This is a genomic window from Cellulophaga algicola DSM 14237 (assembly GCF_000186265.1).
GTDB classification, from domain to species: Bacteria; Bacteroidota; Bacteroidia; order Flavobacteriales; family Flavobacteriaceae; genus Cellulophaga; species Cellulophaga algicola.
Window position 1 is genome coordinate 3476116 of sequence record NC_014934.1, and the last position, 19126, is coordinate 3495241.

Here is a 19126-nt window from a genome sequence, read left to right on the forward strand (position 1 = left end):
TAAATATCATCACGTAGTAAAATTAGTGTTCTTTAAATTTATTAAGTGATGTATTGTAGTGCCTTAAGTTCTTTTATTTTTATATTTCGACCATCAATCTCAATTAAACCTTCTTTTTTGAAACCCGATAAAGTACGTATTAAACTTTCTGTGGCAATACCTGCAACACTAGCTAGATCACTTCTAGAAATTTTTATAGGATCATTAGTTTGGGTATTCATAATCTCCGAAAACTGTAAAAGTGTTTGAGCTGTTTTTTTTCGGACAGAGCTGTAAGCCATTTGCAAGAGTTGCTGTTTAATCTCTTTTATATTTCCTGATAATAATTCTACCAATTCTAAGGATATATTGTGATTTCTTTCTAAAATTGCCTTTAAATTTTCTTTTGAAATACCGGCAAGAACAACATCTTCCATTGCAGTAGCAGATTCTTGATAAGGTACATTTTTTAAGAATGATGTAAAGCCTAAAAAATCATCTGCTCGGTATAAAGACGTAATTAATTGTTTCCCATCTTCATCCATAGAATGGCATTTAATAACTCCTTTTAATACTAAAAAAATAGTGTTGGAAGCATTACCTTCTTTGTAGATGATGCTGCCTTGGGAGAAGGTCAATTCGTCTCCATTATCATCAAAAAAATTCTTCAATTCATTTAAATCCAGAATGCTGTCTTCTGAGTTTTCTTCTTTGTTATGCGCAGCAGTTGCATTTAGCTTTAAAATCTCATGTTTGGCTAGCCTACTTTCAATAGCGCTAATTAAATCTTCTTCTTCAAAGGGCTTGGTTAGATAATCATCTGCACCTAAATCCATCCCTTTCCTAATTTCCTTATGTTCTGTTTTTGCAGAAAGGAATATAAACGGAATTTGTTTTGTGATTTTATCCTCATTAAGGGCTTTTAAAACACCATAGCCATCTACTTCTGGCATCATAATATCACAAAGAATAATATCTGGCACTAATTCTTTAGCAGCTAGAATTCCTATTTTACCATTTGGAGCGGTGGTTACTGCGTAACCAGCAAGATCTAAAAGTTCTTCCGTATTCTCACGAAGGGCTCTGTCATCTTCAATTAATAAAATAGTTTTCATGTGCTTATAATTTTAAATCTTTTGGTATGGTAATCGTGAAAATAGACCCTTCATTCTCAATGCTTGAGAACTCTAATGTGGTACTTAAGTTTTCTAGATGTTGCTGAGCAATGTTTAAGCCAATTCCTGTTCCTTGGGTTAACAAAGCATTTTCCGCTCTAAAGTAGCGATTAAAAATGTGTTTCTGTTCTTCTATAGGAATACCTATACCATGATCTACCACTTTAATATTAATTGTTGTTTCATTATTTTCTACAACAATATCAATAGCGGTGTTTTCTGGAGAGTATTTAATAGCATTATGTACTAGATTAGATAAGGCCAATGTTAGCGTTTTTTCATCAAAATATATAAAAATATCGTCTATATTTCTTGGGTAACTAATACGTTGCCCAGTTTTAAGTAACATATTAGCATTGTAGATGACTTCATCTAATAATTTGCTTAATGGAAACTCATCTAAGTCATAATTTATTTTTCCGGAATCTAAACGTTCAACCGATAAAAAATCAGTCAGAATAGTATCAAGGTAACGCACTTTACTTTTTATGGTATTTACATGCTTATCTCTTTTCTCTTGTTGTTCTGTTTGGGTGTATTTGGCAAGTAAGGTAATAGAAGTTAAAATACTACTTAAAGGGGTTTTAAACTCATGAGAAACTAATGATAGGAATCTTGTTTTTAACTCGTTAAGTTCTTTTTCTTTTGCTAAAGCTTCCGTTAATTGTTTGGTACGCTCTTGAACGGTTTTTTCTAATTTTAAGGTGTAATTTTTACGGTCTGTAATGTCTAATATTATAGCTAAAAAAACATCTAGATCTCCAAATCTAGATAATTGTAAGTGCACTTCTGCAGGGTATTGTGTGCCATCCTTTCTTTGGTGCGTAGTTTCAAACTCTATTTTCTCTTGTTCTTTGTTAATAAGCGGAATCAATATTTCTCTGAATTGGTTCTCCGTATAATCTGGTTTAATATCTATAGGAGTAAGCTTTTTTAATTCCTCTAAGGTATATCCAATGTTGTTTTGCGCCCCTTTATTCGCATTTAAAAAGAGTAAAGTTTCTTTGTCAAATAGAAATATTTCATTTAAAGATTCATTAAAAATCTTAGCCCAATGTTCTTTTTCTTGTTGTGTTTTTACACGTTCTGTAACATCATTTTGTATCCCGATATAGTTGGTGATTAATCCAGACTTATCTCTAATAGGGGTGATGTATAGATCGTTATAGAATAAAGTACCGTCTTTTTTATAATTACGAACAATTGCTTGAGAACTTTTGCCATTTTTAATGGCATTACGCATATTGGTAATACACTCTTGATTTTTGTCATTACCTTGTAGAAAACGGCAATTTTTTCCTATAGTTTCTTCTTCTGAATATCCTGTAAGCGTTAGGAATGATGTGTTGCAATAGATAATAGGGTTATCTGGTTTTAACGCATCAGAAATAACAATACCATTAGAGGCAGATTGTAGTGCCTCACTCCTCATTCTTAAATCTTTTTCGGCTGCTTTACGGTCTGTAATGTCAATGATAAGTGCCATGACATACGTTGTGTTGTAAATCTCAAACGGATTTAGACCAGCTTCTAAAGGAAATTCATCTCCGTTTTTTCGGACACCAAACAATTCACGACCATGCCCCATTTGTCGCTTCTCACTCTTAGAAATAAAATTATCTACATGATGATCATGGTTAGGATGGTATCTTTTAGGAATAAGTATATCAAGCGGTTGCCCAATAAGCTCGTCTTTTTTATACCCGAACATTTGCTCAGTAGAAGAATTAGTGGCAACTATGGTTTGCTTTTTGTCTACAACGATAATACCCTCTGAAACGCCTTCTGAGAGAAGATTAAAAATAGCACTGTTCTTTTCAAAAGTTTGCATATTTTCAAAGTTAAAACTTTAAAACTGATTATTATCATTGAAAAAAAAGTATAAAGTTCTAACTTTAAATTGCTCTCCTATTTAATTAATTTTTACGGTAAAAGTTAAAACACTTTAGGCTCATACGTTTTGCATTAAGAATAGACTTTTGTTGGTTGATCCTTTATAAATTTATAAAGCTTATTAACATCTTCAATAGTACACAATTGTGAACCAGGAGTCATCGTCGCAGCGGTACCACAAGCAACACCAAATTTAGCAATTTCACTGATCGGTTTATTATTTGCTAAGGCATAAACCATACCTGCAACCATACTGTCACCAGCACCAATAGTACTGTTTTGATATACTACTGGTGCATTTATATGTTCGTGATAATCTTCAGTAATCACTAATGCTCCTTGAGCACCTAACGAGACTACCATTAGTTCACATGGATTATTTTTTATAAATTTTTGAGCAAGTGGTTTCAAGTCAGCAAATGAAATTTCAGCTACTCCACATAACCTACTTAATTCTCCTAGATTGGGTTTAATCAGGAAAGCACCGGCTTGAGCACCTATGATTAATGGTTCTCCAGAAGTATCTAAAATTAGTTTTGCTTTCTTAGCTAGCACCAACTTGGCAATACGGGCATAAAAATCTAAAGGCATTCCCAGAGAAAGGCTACCACTAGCAACTAAAAATGTTCCTTCCGTGAGCAGCTTATCTAGCCGTTTAATTGTTTCCTCACATTCTTCTTCTGATATTTCAGGACCAGGCATCCCAAATCTATATTGCTGATGGCAATTTACATCGGTCACCGCTAAATTTTCTCTCGTTATTCCTTTAATCGAAATACACTCTTGTTGTATACCAGTTTCTGATAGTAACGTTTTAAAATAAGCCCCAGTATACCCACCGGCGAGGTACATGCAAAGTGAATCTTGTCCTAATTTTTGTAAAACTTTAGACACATTTATTCCACCACCTCCGGCTTCAAAAATAGGTTGTTCACAACGCAATTTACTATTTGGCTTTATTCCGTTTACAGTAGTGCTTTTATCAATAGCAGGGTTAACAGTTAAGGTAATTATCTTCGGTGTCATATTGTAGTATTATTTGTTTTTTTACGGGTATTCCATTTTACTATCTCAAACCAAATAACGGAAATGAAACCAGTAAGCATGGATAAAAATAATTGCTCAAAACTTAAGCTACTAAATTGAAAAAAGTGAGTAAAAGGAGGTATAAATAGGAGGGAAGCTGTTATTACTACTGTAATTGCAATAATTAAAGGTACTAAGTTGTTTTTGTATTTTAAGGTCGTGTATAAGGAATAATAAAAAGACCTATTTATTAATGTTAAAAATATATTGGCAGCAATCAATACTAAAAAGACCATGGTTCTAGTGGTATCTTCTGTAAAATTTTGAGCTATTCCATATTGATAAATAGAAAGCGTACCTACTGTAATAGCAAGGCCTTGAATAATACTCGTTAAAAGTTCTTTTAGATTAAAAAAAGTAGTGGTCAAAAGTCTTGGTTTTTGAAGCATAGTATTCTTTTCTAGTGGTTCATTTTCATAGATGATAGAACAGGTAGGGCCCATGATAAGCTCTAAAAGAATCACGTGTGTTGGAGAAAATATATTGGGAAAAGCCCAACCTAATGCCAAAGGAATAAATACCGTTAGTATGATCGGGATATGTATGGATATAATATATTGAATAGCTTTTTTAAGATTGCTATAAATTTTTCTACCCATGGCAATGCTATCTATCATTTTAGAAAGATCATCATCTACGAGAATTAAGGAGGCTGCTTCTTTAGCTATTTCTGTTCCTTTAGTACCCATAGCAATTCCAAAATGTGCAGCTTTCAAGGCAGGGCCGTCATTAACGCCATCTCCAATCATAGCAACAACTTCGTTGTTAGCCTTCAACGCATTGATGATTCTTAATTTTGCATCCGGAAACATTCTAGAAAATACCTGTATGTCTTTTACCTTTTCTTGTAATTGTTTATCGTCTAATTGCATTAATTCTGTACCCGTCATACCTTTCTCGTAGCCAATAAAATTAACTTCTTTGGCAATAGCACTAGCGGTTGTTGCGGTATCTCCTGTAATTAATTTTACGGTAATCCCCGCACGATCAAATTCTTTTAAAACAGCACCAATATTTTTTTTAGGAGGGTCATAAAAGGCAACAAGCCCCAAAAAGTCAAATAAAAATTCTTGTTGTGTTTCAGGGTAATCTGTTCCTATAAATTTAGCAGTACCAACACCTAGTAATCTGTAGCCTTGATCTCCTAATATGGTTATCGCTTTTTGAATCTTACCTTTCTCTGTGTCTTTTAAGTTACTTATGGGGAAGAAAGCTTCTGGAGCTCCTTTAGCAGCAATAATTCGTTCTCCTTGTTGGTTTTCAAAAAGATGTGTCATCATGGGAGGTTTTCCGCCTAACGGGTATTCATGAACCATTTTGTACGCTTGGCGTTCATCAACAGGTATTATTTTTGAGTATGTTTCATGGAGTGCTATTTCCATAGGGTCAAAAGGAATAGGTTCACTAGACCACATGGCGGCAGTAATTAATTCTTCTTCTAAAAGATTCGTTTTTTCGGGAATAGGTACTATTTGATCTGATTTGAAAAGATAGAGTTTAACCAAGCTCATTTTATTCTGAGTGATTGTTCCTGTTTTATCTATGCAAATAACTGTAGCACTCCCTAAACTTTCTACCGTTTTAATCTGCTTTACCACAATTCCTAATTTCATTAAGCGCCATGATCCAAGGGCCATAAATGTTGTGAATGCTACGGGAATTTCTTCAGGCAATATACTCATTGCTAAGGTGAGCGCTTTTAGTAAACTTTCTAGTAGATTTAGCGTGTTGTAATAATTAATTCCCCATACGAACAGAAATGTTATTCCGCCAACAATAGACATTTTCTTAACAAAGCTTGCTATTTGTAATTCTAAAGGAGTTTTCTCTTCCTGTATACTTTCAAGACTTTTTCCTATTTTACCTAAGGCGGTAGCATTCCCAATTGCGGTGATGGTGGCAATGGCTAAACCACTTGCTACCATAGTTCCTGTATAACATTTATTTTTTTCAGATTGTGCATCTTTAAAAACCGCCATAGATTCTCCAGTGAGCAGCGATTCATTGACAGAAAAATCATTTGAATGTATAATTACGCCATCGGCGGGAATTATAGTTCCTTCTTCTACCATAACACTATCTCCTATTACTAAGTCATGCGTCTGAATTTCTTTAAGTTCACCATCCCTAATAACTTTAGCTTTTGGTTGCGTAATATTCTTTAGCTTTTCTAAAGCATTTCTACTTTTAGACTCTTGATAGAATGAAATAGAGGCCACTAATACAATAGCAGATGCTAAGAAAATACCATCGCCTATATTGCCTGTTAGAAAGTAAATTCCTGAAGCAATACTTAATAACAACACCATTGGCTCTTGTAAAATGTCTTTTAGCGCGTCTATAAATTTATGCTGTTGCTTGTAGTCTAAAGTATTTTTTCCATGCGTTTTACGAGCAGCTAAAACTTCTTGTTCAGACAATCCTTTTATACCAAAATTAACGGGGTCTATCATATGTTTGGTTTTAATTAATGGGTAATTGAGAAGCCATTAATTATTTCTAAATTTATGGTGTCAAGCGTTTTTTTCTTATTTTCTTTATTTTTTTCTAACGATGCTATAGCAGATTCATACCCTAAGTTAAAAATAGTATCATTATTTTTCATTGAGAAGGTACTAAACTCTTTCATCCGATTTGGCCTGATTAATACATCACAGTCTTTGAACTTTTTACTAGTTTCATTTGCCAACATAATATGATAAGATCGTTCCATAATATTGTAGACATGTTTTAAGCTGTCTTTTTCTATTTTTTGAAAAGGATTGACATACACTCCAACAATCTGATCACATTTATGTTTAATTAAATCTACCGGGAAATTATTTAAAATACCACCATCTGCATAATAACCACCATCTATTTCTACGGGAGCAAAAACACCAGGAACTGCAGCAGATGCTAATAATGTTTTAATTAAAGATCCAGTATCAAATACTTTTAAAGTGCCATCTAATAAGTTGGTAGCGGTAACAACTAAAGGTATTTTAAGGGCTTTATAATCATCAACGGGGAGGTACTTCTTAAACTGATTGTAGAACTTTTCGGTATCTAAAAATCCAGGTTTGTTCATGGCGTAATTTGATAATGAGAAAAGTTGAGTAGCATTAAAAAATTCTAAAATTTGTTGCCACGAACAACCACCAGCATATAAACCCCCCACTATAGCACCCGCACTAGTACCCGCAATATAGGATGGATAAATATGGTTTTCTTCTAATGCTTTAATGACACCTATATGAGCAATACCTCTTACACCACCTCCAGAAAGTACTAAACCTGTATTCATATAATTTACAATCAGATAATTAATATCGAAAGTAGGAAAGATTTATTTTTTTAGACCTGACGAATATCATAGTAAACTTTTATAATATGTTACAACTTTGAGGGAGATTACTTAATAATAAACAAAGATTATGGAAAATATATTAAATCGTTCAGAACAGATAAGTGAATTTAATTTACTTGTATCCAGTACTTATGTAAACTTAATTCAGCTAAAAAAAGAAGGAGAGACAAAAGCGTTTAATGCGTTGCTTTTAAAAGTTTTACCGCAAGTGAAGCAATATGCACAACATAAATTAAATGTAGCGTCAAAAAATGGGAAATTGGATAAAAATAGATTTAAAGCTGATGATATTATAGATCAGCTATTTATTGAAGTTTATGACCATATTGATGCCGTAGAGGCTGCGGATGATTTTCATGCTTGGTTATTTAAAAAAGCAGATGAATTAGTAGAAGATTTACTTGTTGATGAAGAATTTGATACTTATTTTTTTGAAAATGTAGATAATTTTTCAAAACCAGAATGGGATGAAATGGAAGAAAAATATAGTACAGATGGCGATGGTGATTTTGTAATGCTTGAAGAGTTTGATAATAATCGATATTTAAATAATGATTACTTATTAAATGCTGTTTTTGTAGAGGATAAGGACAAAGAGATTATTGCTAATTTAGATAAAGAATTAGGGGCAGAACGTATTAAAAAGCATGCAGATTTAGTTTTATTAGGCTTGCCAAAAACCATGAGTAGTGCTTTTGAATTATTCAATACTTATAAATTTAATGTGCACGAAATTTCTAAAATTATAAATACAAGCGTCAGTGAGGTTGAACACTTACTGAAAGAGGCAAAATCAAAAATGAAATCAAGTTTTTTAAACAGATATATGAATTAATTTAAAATAATAGCACAATGAAAACAGTACCTAAAAATCCTAAAACGGCGCTGCTTTTAGGCGCAGGTTTAGATGTTTTACATCAAGAAAGTAAAGAGTGGTTAGAAGCTATTTCTTTTTGGAGTTATGAGGCTCAGTTTTTTAAAAATCTGTTAGAAAAGGCAAATACAAATGAGTCTAGGTACCAACAAATGTTGCAAACATTAGATGACATCTATAATCAGCTTTTTAAATTTCTTAAAAAGGACATTGTTGCCCATGAAAAAAATCTTTCTGAACTAACAGAATTAGCAGAAGGATTAAGTGATGAAGCTTACCGAGAAGAGCATAAAAGATTAGGAGAAAGTATGTCTTTATTAACGCAAGATTTTAAGGAATTAAAAATGACAATTTTCGACTTTGTTAAACAGCGTAAGCAATTAAATTGAAAGTGTAATTCCTATAGGGCAATGGTCAGACCCCATAATATCAGCATAAATAGTAACCTTTTTAATTTTATCTGCTATTGCCTTGCTTACTAAAAAGTAATCAATACGCCAGCCTGTATTGCGCTCTCTAGATTTAAAACGGTAACTCCAAAAGGTGTAGGCAACTTCATCTGGGTGTAAAGCTCTAAAAGAGTCTACAAAATCATTCGCTATAAAATTATCCATTCCATCAATTTCTATTTGGGTATATCCAGCGGTTTTGTTGTAGTTTGCTTTATCGTTTTTTAAATCTATAGCTTGGTGGGCCACATTAAAATCACCACATGCAATTACAGGTTTTTTCTTCTCTAAGTTTTTTAAATAAGCTAAAAAATCTTTATCCCATTGTTGGCGGTATTCTAAGCGATCTAATTTTTGTCCAGAATTTGGAACATAGACATTCACAAGATAAAAAGAATCATATTCTGTACATAAGATGCGTCCTTCAGTATCATGTACCTCGATGCCCATATTGGGCGTTGCACTTATTGGCGCTTGTTTACTTAAAATAGCAGTACCTGAATATCCTTTTTTGTCTGCAGAATTAGAATTAAGACTAAAATTGGATAGCGACTCTAGCGCCTTTGCTACTTCACTATCTTGAGCTTTTGTTTCTTGTAAGCATAAAATATCTGGAGCCATAGTTTTTACGGCTTCAAAAAAATCTTTTTTTACGGCAGCACGAATACCATTAACATTCCAAGAAACAATATGCATAATTGTGTTTTATTGTGAATAAATTCAGTTCGTATAAATAAGCGATGAAGTTACTAAAATCAGTCTAAAAATTAAAGAATAAAATACGAATACATTCCTGATGCTTTATCCGAATAAGACATACAATACTCCAAGAATTATAATTCCTCCAAAGCATATGCTTATGAGTTTACGAGTTTCCTTAGATCCATTGATTAAGCTTATACCTAGTTTTACCACGGTGTTACTTAAGATTGCTGTTATAATTACAGCTGTAGCCGTACTATTATTCCCTGAAGTTTGCGATAATTTAGCCATACTAATCGTGATGGCATCTGTATCTGCTAACCCAGCAATTAAGGCAGTATAATACAAGCCATCCTCACCAAAATACGATTTTCCATAAAAAATAGCAAACCGGATCACTATATAAATAACTCCGAAACCTATAGCATTCACTAAATTTAAAGGGTTTCCTAATTTTATGTTTGAATCAGGAGTGTTTGTTTGGTTGTTAACTAATACTAACACAGTGCCCAGACAAATAAAAGTCAATATAGCAAAAGGTATCGCGATGGAGGGTATTAATGCACTGTTGAATATGAAAATTAATAATGCTAATCTAGGAAACATTATGGCGGAGGCTAAAATAATACCCGCACTATATTTTCTTGATAATTCAGGAAACTCTTTGCTTTTTGCAGCATAACTCCATGCTACAGCAGTACTGGATATGAGTCCGCCTAACAATGCGGTTAAGAGAATTCCTTTTTTGGAGCCTACAAATTTGACTAGAAAATAACCAATAAAGTTTAAGAAGGAGACGATTACGATAACAGATCCAATTTCAAATGGGTTTAGCAAACTGTTAGGTCCTAAGTCTTTGTTAGGTAAAAAGGGAAGTATTAACAACGCTATGATGGTAAATTTTATAAAAGCAGATAATTCTTCTGCGGTGATATTGCTTACAACACTATTAAATCTTGTTTTAAGGGACAATAGCGTTGTAATAATTACAGCGGTCGCAACGGCTTCTCTATACAATTCTCCTGATACCATAAGCCCTAAAACAAAAGTGGTTATTAAAGCGAGATCTGTTGTTAGCTCATTGGAGTAGGTACTGTTCGATTTTGAAAACTGTCTGAAACCTAAAAATAAAATAAATGCGACCAAGGTTGCAATAGGAAACCATACGCTAAATGAATTACTCAAACTTCCAATAACAAAGCCTAGTATGGTAACAATTGGAAAGGTGCGGATACCAGCAAATCCTTCTTCTTTTTTTAATTTATCGTACTCGCGTTCCAAACCAATGATAAGCCCCATTCCTATACTGATAACAATACCCAGCATATAGCTACCCATGATTTCACTTAAATACGTAGTGGTTTCCATATATTATGAGTTATACATTACGATTCTTGAAAATGGAATAAATGATGGCTAAACCTAAAACAGCAGAAATTAAAAATCCAAGAGCTCCTAAAATAGGGATTCCGTTTACTTTTGGAGGCATATCTGCAATTACTAGAATAGAAGAACCTATAGATAATGCAGCAATAATTATAGCATATACCATCCGGTTAATGGCCGTTTTAAGCGTGTCTTTAAGTTCATTTAATCCTTTGTGCTCATGAACAATGACTAGTTTTCCGTTTTTTATTTTGCTTATAATATCATTAATATCTTCCGGAAGAGTATCTACTAAATTGGTATAATCCTGAACTCTAGAAATACTCTTTTTTACAAATCGTTTAAAACTTAAACGCTTGCGAATAATGGTAGTCATGTAGGGCTCTAAATTCTCGGTAATATTAAAATTAGGATTGAGTTTTAGGCCTACTCCTTCTATAATTACTAAGGCGCGAATTAGCATGTATAAATAATGAGGGATAGCAATCTTATTGGCGTACAAAATATTTTTAAATTGATTTAAGGTGTTCCCAAGTTTTATATTTTGAATGGCAACATTACTAATACCTTCTAAAAGCTCATTTAAGTCATATTCTAAGGTTTTCTCATCAGGAATATCTGTTCTTATGGCAATCTTTTTTAATACTACTATAATTTTTTTCACATCTTTTTTAAAGAATCCGAGCAACAAATCCTCTAAAGCTTCTTTATCTTTAGGTATAATGCTGCCCATCATCCCATAATCAATAAAACAAATTCGTTCCAATTCTGGAAGCACAAAAATATTACCTGGATGCGGATCGGCATGGAAGAATCCAAAATCTAAAACCTGTGTTAAATACAAATCGACACCTAAAGTTGCTACTGCTTTGGTGTCAATATTATTTTCTTCTAGTTTTTCTATTTCTGAGACCTTAATCCCATCAATATATTCCATGCAAATAACCCGGTCATTACTAAATTCTGGATATGCTTTTGGAACATAAATAAGTTCATTTTTTTCAAAATTCTTAGCAAAACGAAGCATGTTGTTTAGTTCCTGAGTATAACTAAGTTCTTCATTAATACTCTTTTCAAAAGAATTAATCAATTGCGTTGGCTGTAATTGCTGTGCTTGAGTGCTGTATTTTTCTAATGCTTTTGCTACATCTTTCATAATTGAAATGTCTGAAGCAATAGTATCTTTTATATTGGGTCTTTGGATTTTAAAAATAACCCATTCCCCGGTTAGTAATTGTGCCTTATGTACTTGTGCTAAGGAAGCAGCTGCCAATGGCTCAGGAGAAATATAGGAAAAGCACTCGTTAGTATCAAGCTTTAATTCTTCTGTAATTTTTTTTGAAACATCAAAATTATCCAATGGTTTTACATTGTCTTGTAATTTTTCAAGTTCTTTTAAAAGCTCTGGAGGAAGCATATCTTGACGATTGCTAATAATCTGGCCCATCTTTACATAACTTGGACCTAATTCTTCCAATACCATTCTGATACGTTCGTACGTAGAGTAGGAGAGCAATTTATGAGTGTCAGGGTGTTTCTTTAGATAGGTGTTAGGGATTAGGTTTCTAATTGAGGTTGATGCCAATACATCTTCAAAACCATATTTAGAAAGTACACTAAACAGTGTACCATACCTTTTTAAATCTTGAGTTTTTGGTAATTTCAATGGAGGCATACTATTTTACGTTACATTTTGTGTTGCAACGTAAAACAAAAATAGCACAATATTTGGTGTTTTTAAATGATAAATATCACTCTCAACAATACCGTTTACTGGAATGGCACTTATACGTTGATTAAGCGATATGCTTGCTTAGCAATTTCTAACTCCTCATTGGTCGGTATCATCAACACTTTTACGTAAGCACCTTTTTTATTAATCTCCAAGAGTGTTTTTGATCTTGTATTATTTTTATCCGTATCCAGGGTAATTCCCATAAATTCTAAATCAGTACAGACCATTTCACGAATTAAAGCAGAATTTTCACCAATACCAGCAGTGAAAATAATTGCATCTATACCGTTGAGAATAGCAGCATAAGCTCCAATGTATTTTTTAATGCGGTACGTATTCATTTGTAAGGCTAGTATGCAATCTTGATTGCCATTTGCAGCTTCTGTTTGTATGTCTCTTAAATCGCTAAAACCAGTAAGTCCTAGCATGCCACTTTTCTTTATCAAGAGTTCATTCACTTGTTCTAAAGTATAACCAAGAGTTTCTACTAAATAGAAAATTACGGCATGATCAATATCGCCACTTCTAGACCCCATTATTAACCCGTTTGAGGGTGCAAATCCCATACTGTGGTCAATACTTTTTCCGTCCTTAATTGCGGTCATACTACAGCCGTTTCCTAAATGAATAGAAATAATTTTAGAAGATTTTAATTGTAAATATTCAATAGCTTTTTCTGAAACATATTTATGACTGGTGCCATGGAAACCATAAACTTGTACTTTGTTTTCATAGAATTTCTTTGGCAGTGCATATCTTTTTGCTACCTCAGGGATAGAATGATGAAAAGCGGTATCAAAAACAGCGACTTGTTTGGCATTAGGGAAAATTTCTTCCGCCAATTCTATACCTTCTAAGTTATGCGGATTATGTAAAGGGGCTAATGAAAATAGGTTTTTAATTTTCTCTTTTACAGAGGCATCAATTAGTGAGGTGTCAGAAAATGCTTTTCCTCCGTGCACCACACGATGGCCAACTATAGCAATTTCTGCTGCATTTGTAATCACTCCTAAAGAGGGATCTAATAATAAATCTGCTATTTTGAGTAGCCCTATTTTATGACTTAAAATAGCTTGAGTTTCTTCTAGTTTTGAAGTGTCAGTGCTGTATTTTAATATAGCATTTTCACTACCAATTCGCTCTATGAGACCTTCGCAAACTACACGTTCTGAAGGCATGCTTATTAGTTGATATTTTATAGAGGAACTGCCAGAGTTTATTATAAGTATATTCACGTAAAATTGGTTTTATGGTTGGTGTTAATTATAGTCCTTCTGCCTGAATCGCGGTTATAATTACGGTATTAAAGATATCTTCAACAGTACAGCCACGACTTAAATCGTTTACCGGTTTATTTAAACCTTGTAACATGGGACCAATTGCTAAGGCGCCTGTTTCTCTTTGTACGGCTTTATAGGTGTTGTTTCCTGTATTTAAATCAGGAAAAATAAATACACTGGCTTGCCCTGCAACTTCAGAATCAGGAAGTTTACTTTTTCCTACTTTACTATCTACCGCAGCATCATATTGAATAGGGCCTTCTACTTTTAGATCAGGTCGTTTAGTTCTAATTAGCGCCGTAGCTTTTCGTACTCTATCTACATCTTCACCAGTACCAGAAGCACCAGAAGAATAGGATAGCATGGCTACTTTAGGTTCTATTCCAAAGGCAGCACTCGTAGCCGCAGAAGAAATGGCAATTTCAGATAATTGTTCGGCAGTAGGGTTAGGGTTAATGGCGCAATCGCCGAAGATGGTTACCCGGTTAGGCAAACACATAAAAAATACGGAGGAAACTAAAGAAACACCTGGCTTGGTTTTTATAAATTGCAATGCAGGTAGTATGGTATGTTGCGTTGTATGTACTGCTCCCGAAACCATCCCGTCTGCATGGCCTTTATGCACCATCATCGTCCCAAAATAAGACACATCTTCCATAAGATCTTTTGCCATAGCTAGATTTACATTTTTATGCTTCCGCAATTCATACAAAGTTGTTGCGTAGTCTAAAAAGTTAGGAGATGTTTTTGGATCAATGATAGTAATTTCATTAGGGTTAAAAACAAGAGCAAGCTCTTCCATTTTAGCCGCAATCTGCGCTTTATCACCTAAAAGAGTTAGCGTTACAGCTTCTACTTCCAGTAATTTCTTTGCTGCTATTAAAATTCGCTCGTCAGTACCTTCTGGTAATACAATATGTTTTTTGGCAGATTTAGCTCTTTTTAACAAGTTGTATTGAAACATTCTAGGCGTAATACCTTCAGCCTTAAACGTAATTAGACGTTCTGCAAGATCATTAACAGGAATGTGTTTTTCAAATTCTTGAATAGATGTTGTTATTTTTTCAGTATTATCCGCGTATATTTTTGGTTTTATAGCACCAATTTTATTGGTAACAGCAAAGGTTCCTTGATTCACAGAAATTATCGGAATAATATCAGAAAGACCTTCAATTAGTTTTATAATAGAATCTTCAGGAATTAGCCCTCCTGTAAGTACAATGCCTGATAAGTTGGGGTAATTGGTAGAGATATTAGCTTGTAAAGCACCAAGAATAATATCTGCTCGATCTCCTGGGGTAATAACAAGACTGTCTTTTTTTAAATGGGTTAAATAATTACGGAGTTGCATGGCTCCTACGCTAAAGCCGTTAGCTTGGTTGTTTAAATAGTCTGCTCCAAATAATACTTTGGCATCTAATTGACTCGCTATTTCTTTTACAGTAGGATTCCCTAAAGTAGGATTAGCAGGAATAGCACCGATAAGTACTTTCTCTGGTAATTTTTTCTTTAAGGCAGCAACTACTAATTCTAAATTTTCTGGTTGTACTTTATTGGCTACGGTTAGTAATACTTCCACGCCTTTTTCTCTAAAAGAATCAAATCCCATATACAGATTGCCCACTAATTCTTCTAATGTTTTACCAGCACCGCTTGTAATAATAACAGCGGGAATCCCTAAATTTTTAGCTACTAGTACGTTTATATCCCATTCAATAATAGCACCTTCTCCAGAGAAATCGGTTCCTTCTACCAGAACAAAATCAAAACGATCTTCAATCGCTTTAAATTTATGAATGATATGACTAATGATTTCATCGTCTTTGTCTTGATTTTTTAACTGTAGAACTTTACTCCGAGTATAGGCATAAGCCTCTTCAGGTTTCATATCCACTTCAAAATGAGATAATACGGTATGGATATGATTGTCTATTTGATCATTTTTAAAATCATCAACAATAGGGCGGAAATAGCCTACTTTAGCTGTTTTTCCTAATAAAATTTGCATTAGACCTAATGACACAATCGATTTACCACTATTGGGTTCAGTGGTAGCAATATAAATGGCTTTACTCATGTAAATGATATATTATAGTAGTCTCAAAGTTAAGAGATTCTTTATCTAAGTACAAGTGTTAAACTTGTATTCTCTCAAGAAAACGAATTAAATTTTATTGTTTTACGTTGTAAATTTTACGAGTTATATCTCTTTTCTCTTACCTGTAATTTCGGTAATATTAATTCGGAATACAGTGGGTATACCTTTGGAATAAGATTTGTTAGAAAACTCGCTTATAAACTCTGCTTCTTTATTTTCCTTCTCAAAAATCAACTTTTTTACCCCCTCACTAAACTCATGTAGTTTTTGCTTAGCATCAATACCGGTAAGTTCTTCGAAAGTGCCATGGACTAAAACAGATTGCCAATTGTTTACCGATGTTATTTCTTGTACTGCTAAGGATACATGCTTGTTCTTGCGCATGGCTTTTAGCTTTAGACCATCAGCAGTATAGCTTATTATTGAACCCTCTTCTTTATCAAAATAATACGTAATTGGTATCACGTACGGGATGTTCTGAGAGATAACGCCTAGGTTACCAAAATAATTTTGAATAAGGATGCTTATGCTCTGGCTTTTGCTTAAATCGGTCATTTTATTGGATGTAATTGATGTTGTTTTTACGAGTCTACTGATTGCTTCAACAAAAATAATATGCTTGGAGGTCTTAAAATATGACATTAGTCATTCATTTATTTAGATGCTATAGCGAAAAAAGATTCTTTAGTAACAAAAAAATACGTTTACATGATTAATCTCATAGGTAAAGAATATTACTTATGTTTATTTTGTAGTGTAACGATGATTTCTTTCAAATGAAAATAGTATCTCTAGTTTTTATCTTATTTTTAGTTTCATGTGGAAGTAAACAAGAGAAAACACTTCCTGTAGTTAAAAAATTAACGGAGTCTGTGTATGCTTCTGTGACTATTGAACCAGATAGTTTGTATGAAGCACACGCTGTGGTTAATGGTATTCTTGAGCGTAATTTAATAGAAGAAGGGGCATTTGTTTCAAAAGATACTCCTCTAATGCATATCACAAACTCATCAAGTGAATTAACGGCAGAAAATGCCTTACTATCATTGCAGCTCTCTACAAGTAATTACCAAGGGAATTCAACTGTTTTAAAAGAGCTAAATGATGATATTAAAACAGCAGAATTAACCTTAAGAAATGATTCTATAAATTTTAAACGGCAAGAAAACTTATGGAATCAAAATATTGGCTCAAAAATAGAATATGATACTAGAAAACTAGCTTACCAGCGTTCTGTAAACCAACTAAAGGTCTTGTTGAATAAGTTTAATCGGACTAAAAAGGAATTACAGACACAAGCTAAGCTCGCACAAAACACGTATAAAACGTCTAAAATTAACACCGATGATTACACCATTACTAGTAAAATTAATGGAAAGGTATATGCGTTGTATAAAAATGCAGGTGAAAATGTGACCACGATGGAACCATTAGCATCCGTAGGTAGTGCCACGGATTTTATTATAGAATTGTTGGTGGATGAAGTAGATATTGTGAAAATTGAAAAAGGTCAGAAAGCTTTAATCAGCTTGGATGCGTATTCATCTACCGTATTTGAGGCTTTAGTTACTAAAATATATCCTCAGAAAGATTCGCGTACACAGACTTTTAAAGTAGAAGCTTTGTTTATAAACATGCCGGATAAGCTATACCCAGGGCTTTCAGGAGAAGGTAATATTGTGATTTCTGAAAAAAATAACGCGTTAATCATTCCTAAAGAATATCTAGTGAATGGCAATACTGTTTTAACGGAAGATGGTTTGGTGCCTGTCGTTATAGGATTACAGAATTTAAATGAGGCAGAAGTTATAAAAGGAATTGCTGCGGATACTGAAATTATAAAACCAGAATAATGACGAATTGGCCTGTAATCCTTAACATCGCAAAAACTCATTTGCTGACGAAGTTAAAGTCTACGTTAACCGCAGCACTTGGGGTAACTTTTGGGATTGGAGCGTATATTACCTTGGTTAGTTTTATGACCGGTTTAAATACGATGCTTGATGATTTGATTTTAAATCAGACCCCTCATGTTCATTTGTACAATGAGGTTAAACCTACAGAGAAACAGCCCGTAGCACGCTTTGATGAAATACAGCAATCTTTTCAATTTATACATTCTGTAAAGCCCAAGCAAAATCAGAAAAAAATACATAATGCGTTGCCTATTTTACAGTACTTAAAAGAGGATAAAAAGGTAAAAGGGGCGACGCCTCAAGCTAGAGCTCAGATTTTTTATATTTCTGGTGCTATTGAATTAGGTGGTAATTTAATAGGCGTAGATATTATGCAGGAAGTTAAGCTTTCAAATATTAGAGACTATATAGCACAGGGCACTCCTGAAGATTTGAAAAACAGTGACACCGGTATTTTACTAGGAGCAGGCTTAGCTAAAAAAATGTCCTTGAAAATAGGAGATAGGGTACAGGTGAGTACCATAAAGGGCGACCTTTTTCCGCTTAAAATAGTAGGAATATACCAAAGTGGTTTAGCAGATGTAGATAACAGCCAAAGTTTTGTAAATTTAAAAACGGTACAGCGAATTTTAGGGGAAACTCAAAATTATGTTACAGATATTAATGTAAAATTAAATGAAATTAATGATGCACCAGAATACTCAAAAAAACTAGCCAGTTTATTCTCTATTACGGCAACAAGCATTAATGAAGCAAATGCACAATTTGAAACAGGAACAACTATTAGAAATCTTATTACCTATGCCGTATCCATTACCTTATTAATTGTAGCAGGATTCGGGATCTATAATATCCTAAATATGCTGATTTATGAGAAAATGAAAGATATAGCCATATTAAAAGCAATAGGGTTTTCGGGTAATGATGTGCAGCTTATTTTTATGAGTCAGGCAATGATTATTGGTTTGGTAGGTGGCCTCTTAGGCCTTTTAGTGGGTTTTGGATGCGCTGTACTTATAGATCATGCTCCTTTTAAAACAGAAGCCTTACCTACCATTGACACATTCCCCGTAAATTTTAGTGTAAGCTATTATATAATCGGAATTGTATTTGCATTAGTATCCACTTTTATTGCTGGGTATTTACCAGCAAATAAAGCCCGTAAAATTGATCCAGTAAAAATAATCAGAGGTACATAATAGCG

15 protein-coding genes are annotated in these 19126 nt (G+C 33.6%); 4 read left to right on the forward strand and 11 right to left on the reverse strand.

Features of this window, described 5'->3' with window-relative positions:
* Positions 1-41 precede the first annotated feature (41 nt).
* The 5 genes from CELAL_RS15160 to CELAL_RS15180 form a co-directional block, all read right to left on the reverse strand.
* Positions 42-1094, reverse strand: a complete 1053-nt coding sequence (locus CELAL_RS15160; protein WP_013551770.1) for a response regulator — start codon at positions 1092-1094, stop codon at positions 42-44.
* 4 nt (positions 1095-1098) lie between these two features.
* The gene (locus tag CELAL_RS15165) at positions 1099-2985 is read right to left on the reverse strand and encodes a sensor histidine kinase (protein ID WP_013551771.1); all 1887 of its coding nucleotides are present in this window, start codon (positions 2983-2985) and stop codon (positions 1099-1101) included.
* A gap of 134 nt (positions 2986-3119) precedes the next feature.
* Complete coding sequence (locus CELAL_RS15170) at positions 3120-4073, reverse strand: 1-phosphofructokinase family hexose kinase (RefSeq protein ID WP_013551772.1); 954 nt, start codon at positions 4071-4073, stop codon at positions 3120-3122.
* Entirely contained in the window at positions 4070-6586 is a 2517-nt protein-coding gene (locus tag CELAL_RS15175) for a cation-translocating P-type ATPase (protein WP_013551773.1), read from the reverse strand. Before CELAL_RS15175 ends, CELAL_RS15170 begins: the two co-directional genes overlap by 4 nt.
* A 14-nt stretch (positions 6587-6600) precedes the next feature.
* The gene (locus tag CELAL_RS15180; RefSeq protein ID WP_013551774.1) at positions 6601-7419 is read right to left on the reverse strand and encodes a patatin-like phospholipase family protein; all 819 of its coding nucleotides are present in this window, start codon (positions 7417-7419) and stop codon (positions 6601-6603) included.
* 130 nt (positions 7420-7549) lie between these two features.
* Between CELAL_RS15180 and CELAL_RS15185 the strand changes: the two genes are divergently transcribed.
* Both CELAL_RS15185 and CELAL_RS15190 read left to right on the forward strand, forming a co-directional pair.
* Positions 7550-8317, forward strand: a complete 768-nt coding sequence (locus tag CELAL_RS15185; RefSeq protein WP_013551775.1) for a sigma-70 RNA polymerase sigma factor region 4 domain-containing protein — start codon at positions 7550-7552, stop codon at positions 8315-8317.
* Between the two features lie 17 nt (positions 8318-8334).
* A complete protein-coding gene (locus tag CELAL_RS15190) occupies positions 8335-8745 on the forward strand; it encodes a hypothetical protein (RefSeq protein ID WP_013551776.1) in 411 nt (136 codons plus the stop codon).
* Here CELAL_RS15190 and CELAL_RS15195 read toward each other — a convergent pair.
* The 6 genes from CELAL_RS15195 to CELAL_RS15220 all read right to left on the reverse strand — a co-directional run bounded on the left by CELAL_RS15195 (position 8737) and on the right by CELAL_RS15220 (position 16648).
* On the reverse strand, positions 8737-9501 hold the full coding sequence (locus tag CELAL_RS15195; RefSeq protein WP_013551777.1) for an exodeoxyribonuclease III: 765 nt from the start codon (positions 9499-9501) through the stop codon (positions 8737-8739). The genes CELAL_RS15190 and CELAL_RS15195 overlap by 9 nt on opposite strands.
* A 105-nt stretch (positions 9502-9606) precedes the next feature.
* Complete coding sequence (locus tag CELAL_RS15200) at positions 9607-10875, reverse strand: MgtC/SapB family protein (RefSeq protein ID WP_013551778.1); 1269 nt, start codon at positions 10873-10875, stop codon at positions 9607-9609.
* A 10-nt stretch (positions 10876-10885) separates the two neighbouring features.
* Positions 10886-12559 carry an ABC1 kinase family protein gene (locus CELAL_RS15205; RefSeq protein ID WP_041558195.1) on the reverse strand — a complete coding sequence of 558 codons (1674 nt, stop codon included), beginning with the start codon at positions 12557-12559 and terminating at the stop codon, positions 10886-10888.
* A gap of 119 nt (positions 12560-12678) precedes the next feature.
* Positions 12679-13863, reverse strand: coding sequence for an acetate/propionate family kinase (locus CELAL_RS15210; RefSeq protein ID WP_013551780.1), 1185 nt, complete (start codon positions 13861-13863; stop codon positions 12679-12681).
* A gap of 28 nt (positions 13864-13891) precedes the next feature.
* Positions 13892-15985 carry a phosphate acetyltransferase gene (gene pta, locus CELAL_RS15215; protein WP_013551781.1) on the reverse strand — a complete coding sequence of 698 codons (2094 nt, stop codon included), beginning with the start codon at positions 15983-15985 and terminating at the stop codon, positions 13892-13894.
* 123 nt (positions 15986-16108) lie between these two features.
* A complete protein-coding gene (locus CELAL_RS15220) occupies positions 16109-16648 on the reverse strand; it encodes a pyridoxamine 5'-phosphate oxidase family protein (protein ID WP_013551782.1) in 540 nt (179 codons plus the stop codon).
* A gap of 134 nt (positions 16649-16782) precedes the next feature.
* Between CELAL_RS15220 and CELAL_RS15225 the strand changes: the two genes are divergently transcribed.
* Both CELAL_RS15225 and CELAL_RS15230 read left to right on the forward strand, forming a co-directional pair.
* Entirely contained in the window at positions 16783-17859 is a 1077-nt protein-coding gene (locus tag CELAL_RS15225) for an efflux RND transporter periplasmic adaptor subunit (protein ID WP_013551783.1), read from the forward strand.
* On the forward strand, positions 17859-19121 hold the full coding sequence (locus CELAL_RS15230) for an ABC transporter permease (protein WP_013551784.1): 1263 nt from the start codon (positions 17859-17861) through the stop codon (positions 19119-19121). Before CELAL_RS15225 ends, CELAL_RS15230 begins: the two co-directional genes overlap by 1 nt.
* Positions 19122-19126 lie beyond the last annotated feature (5 nt).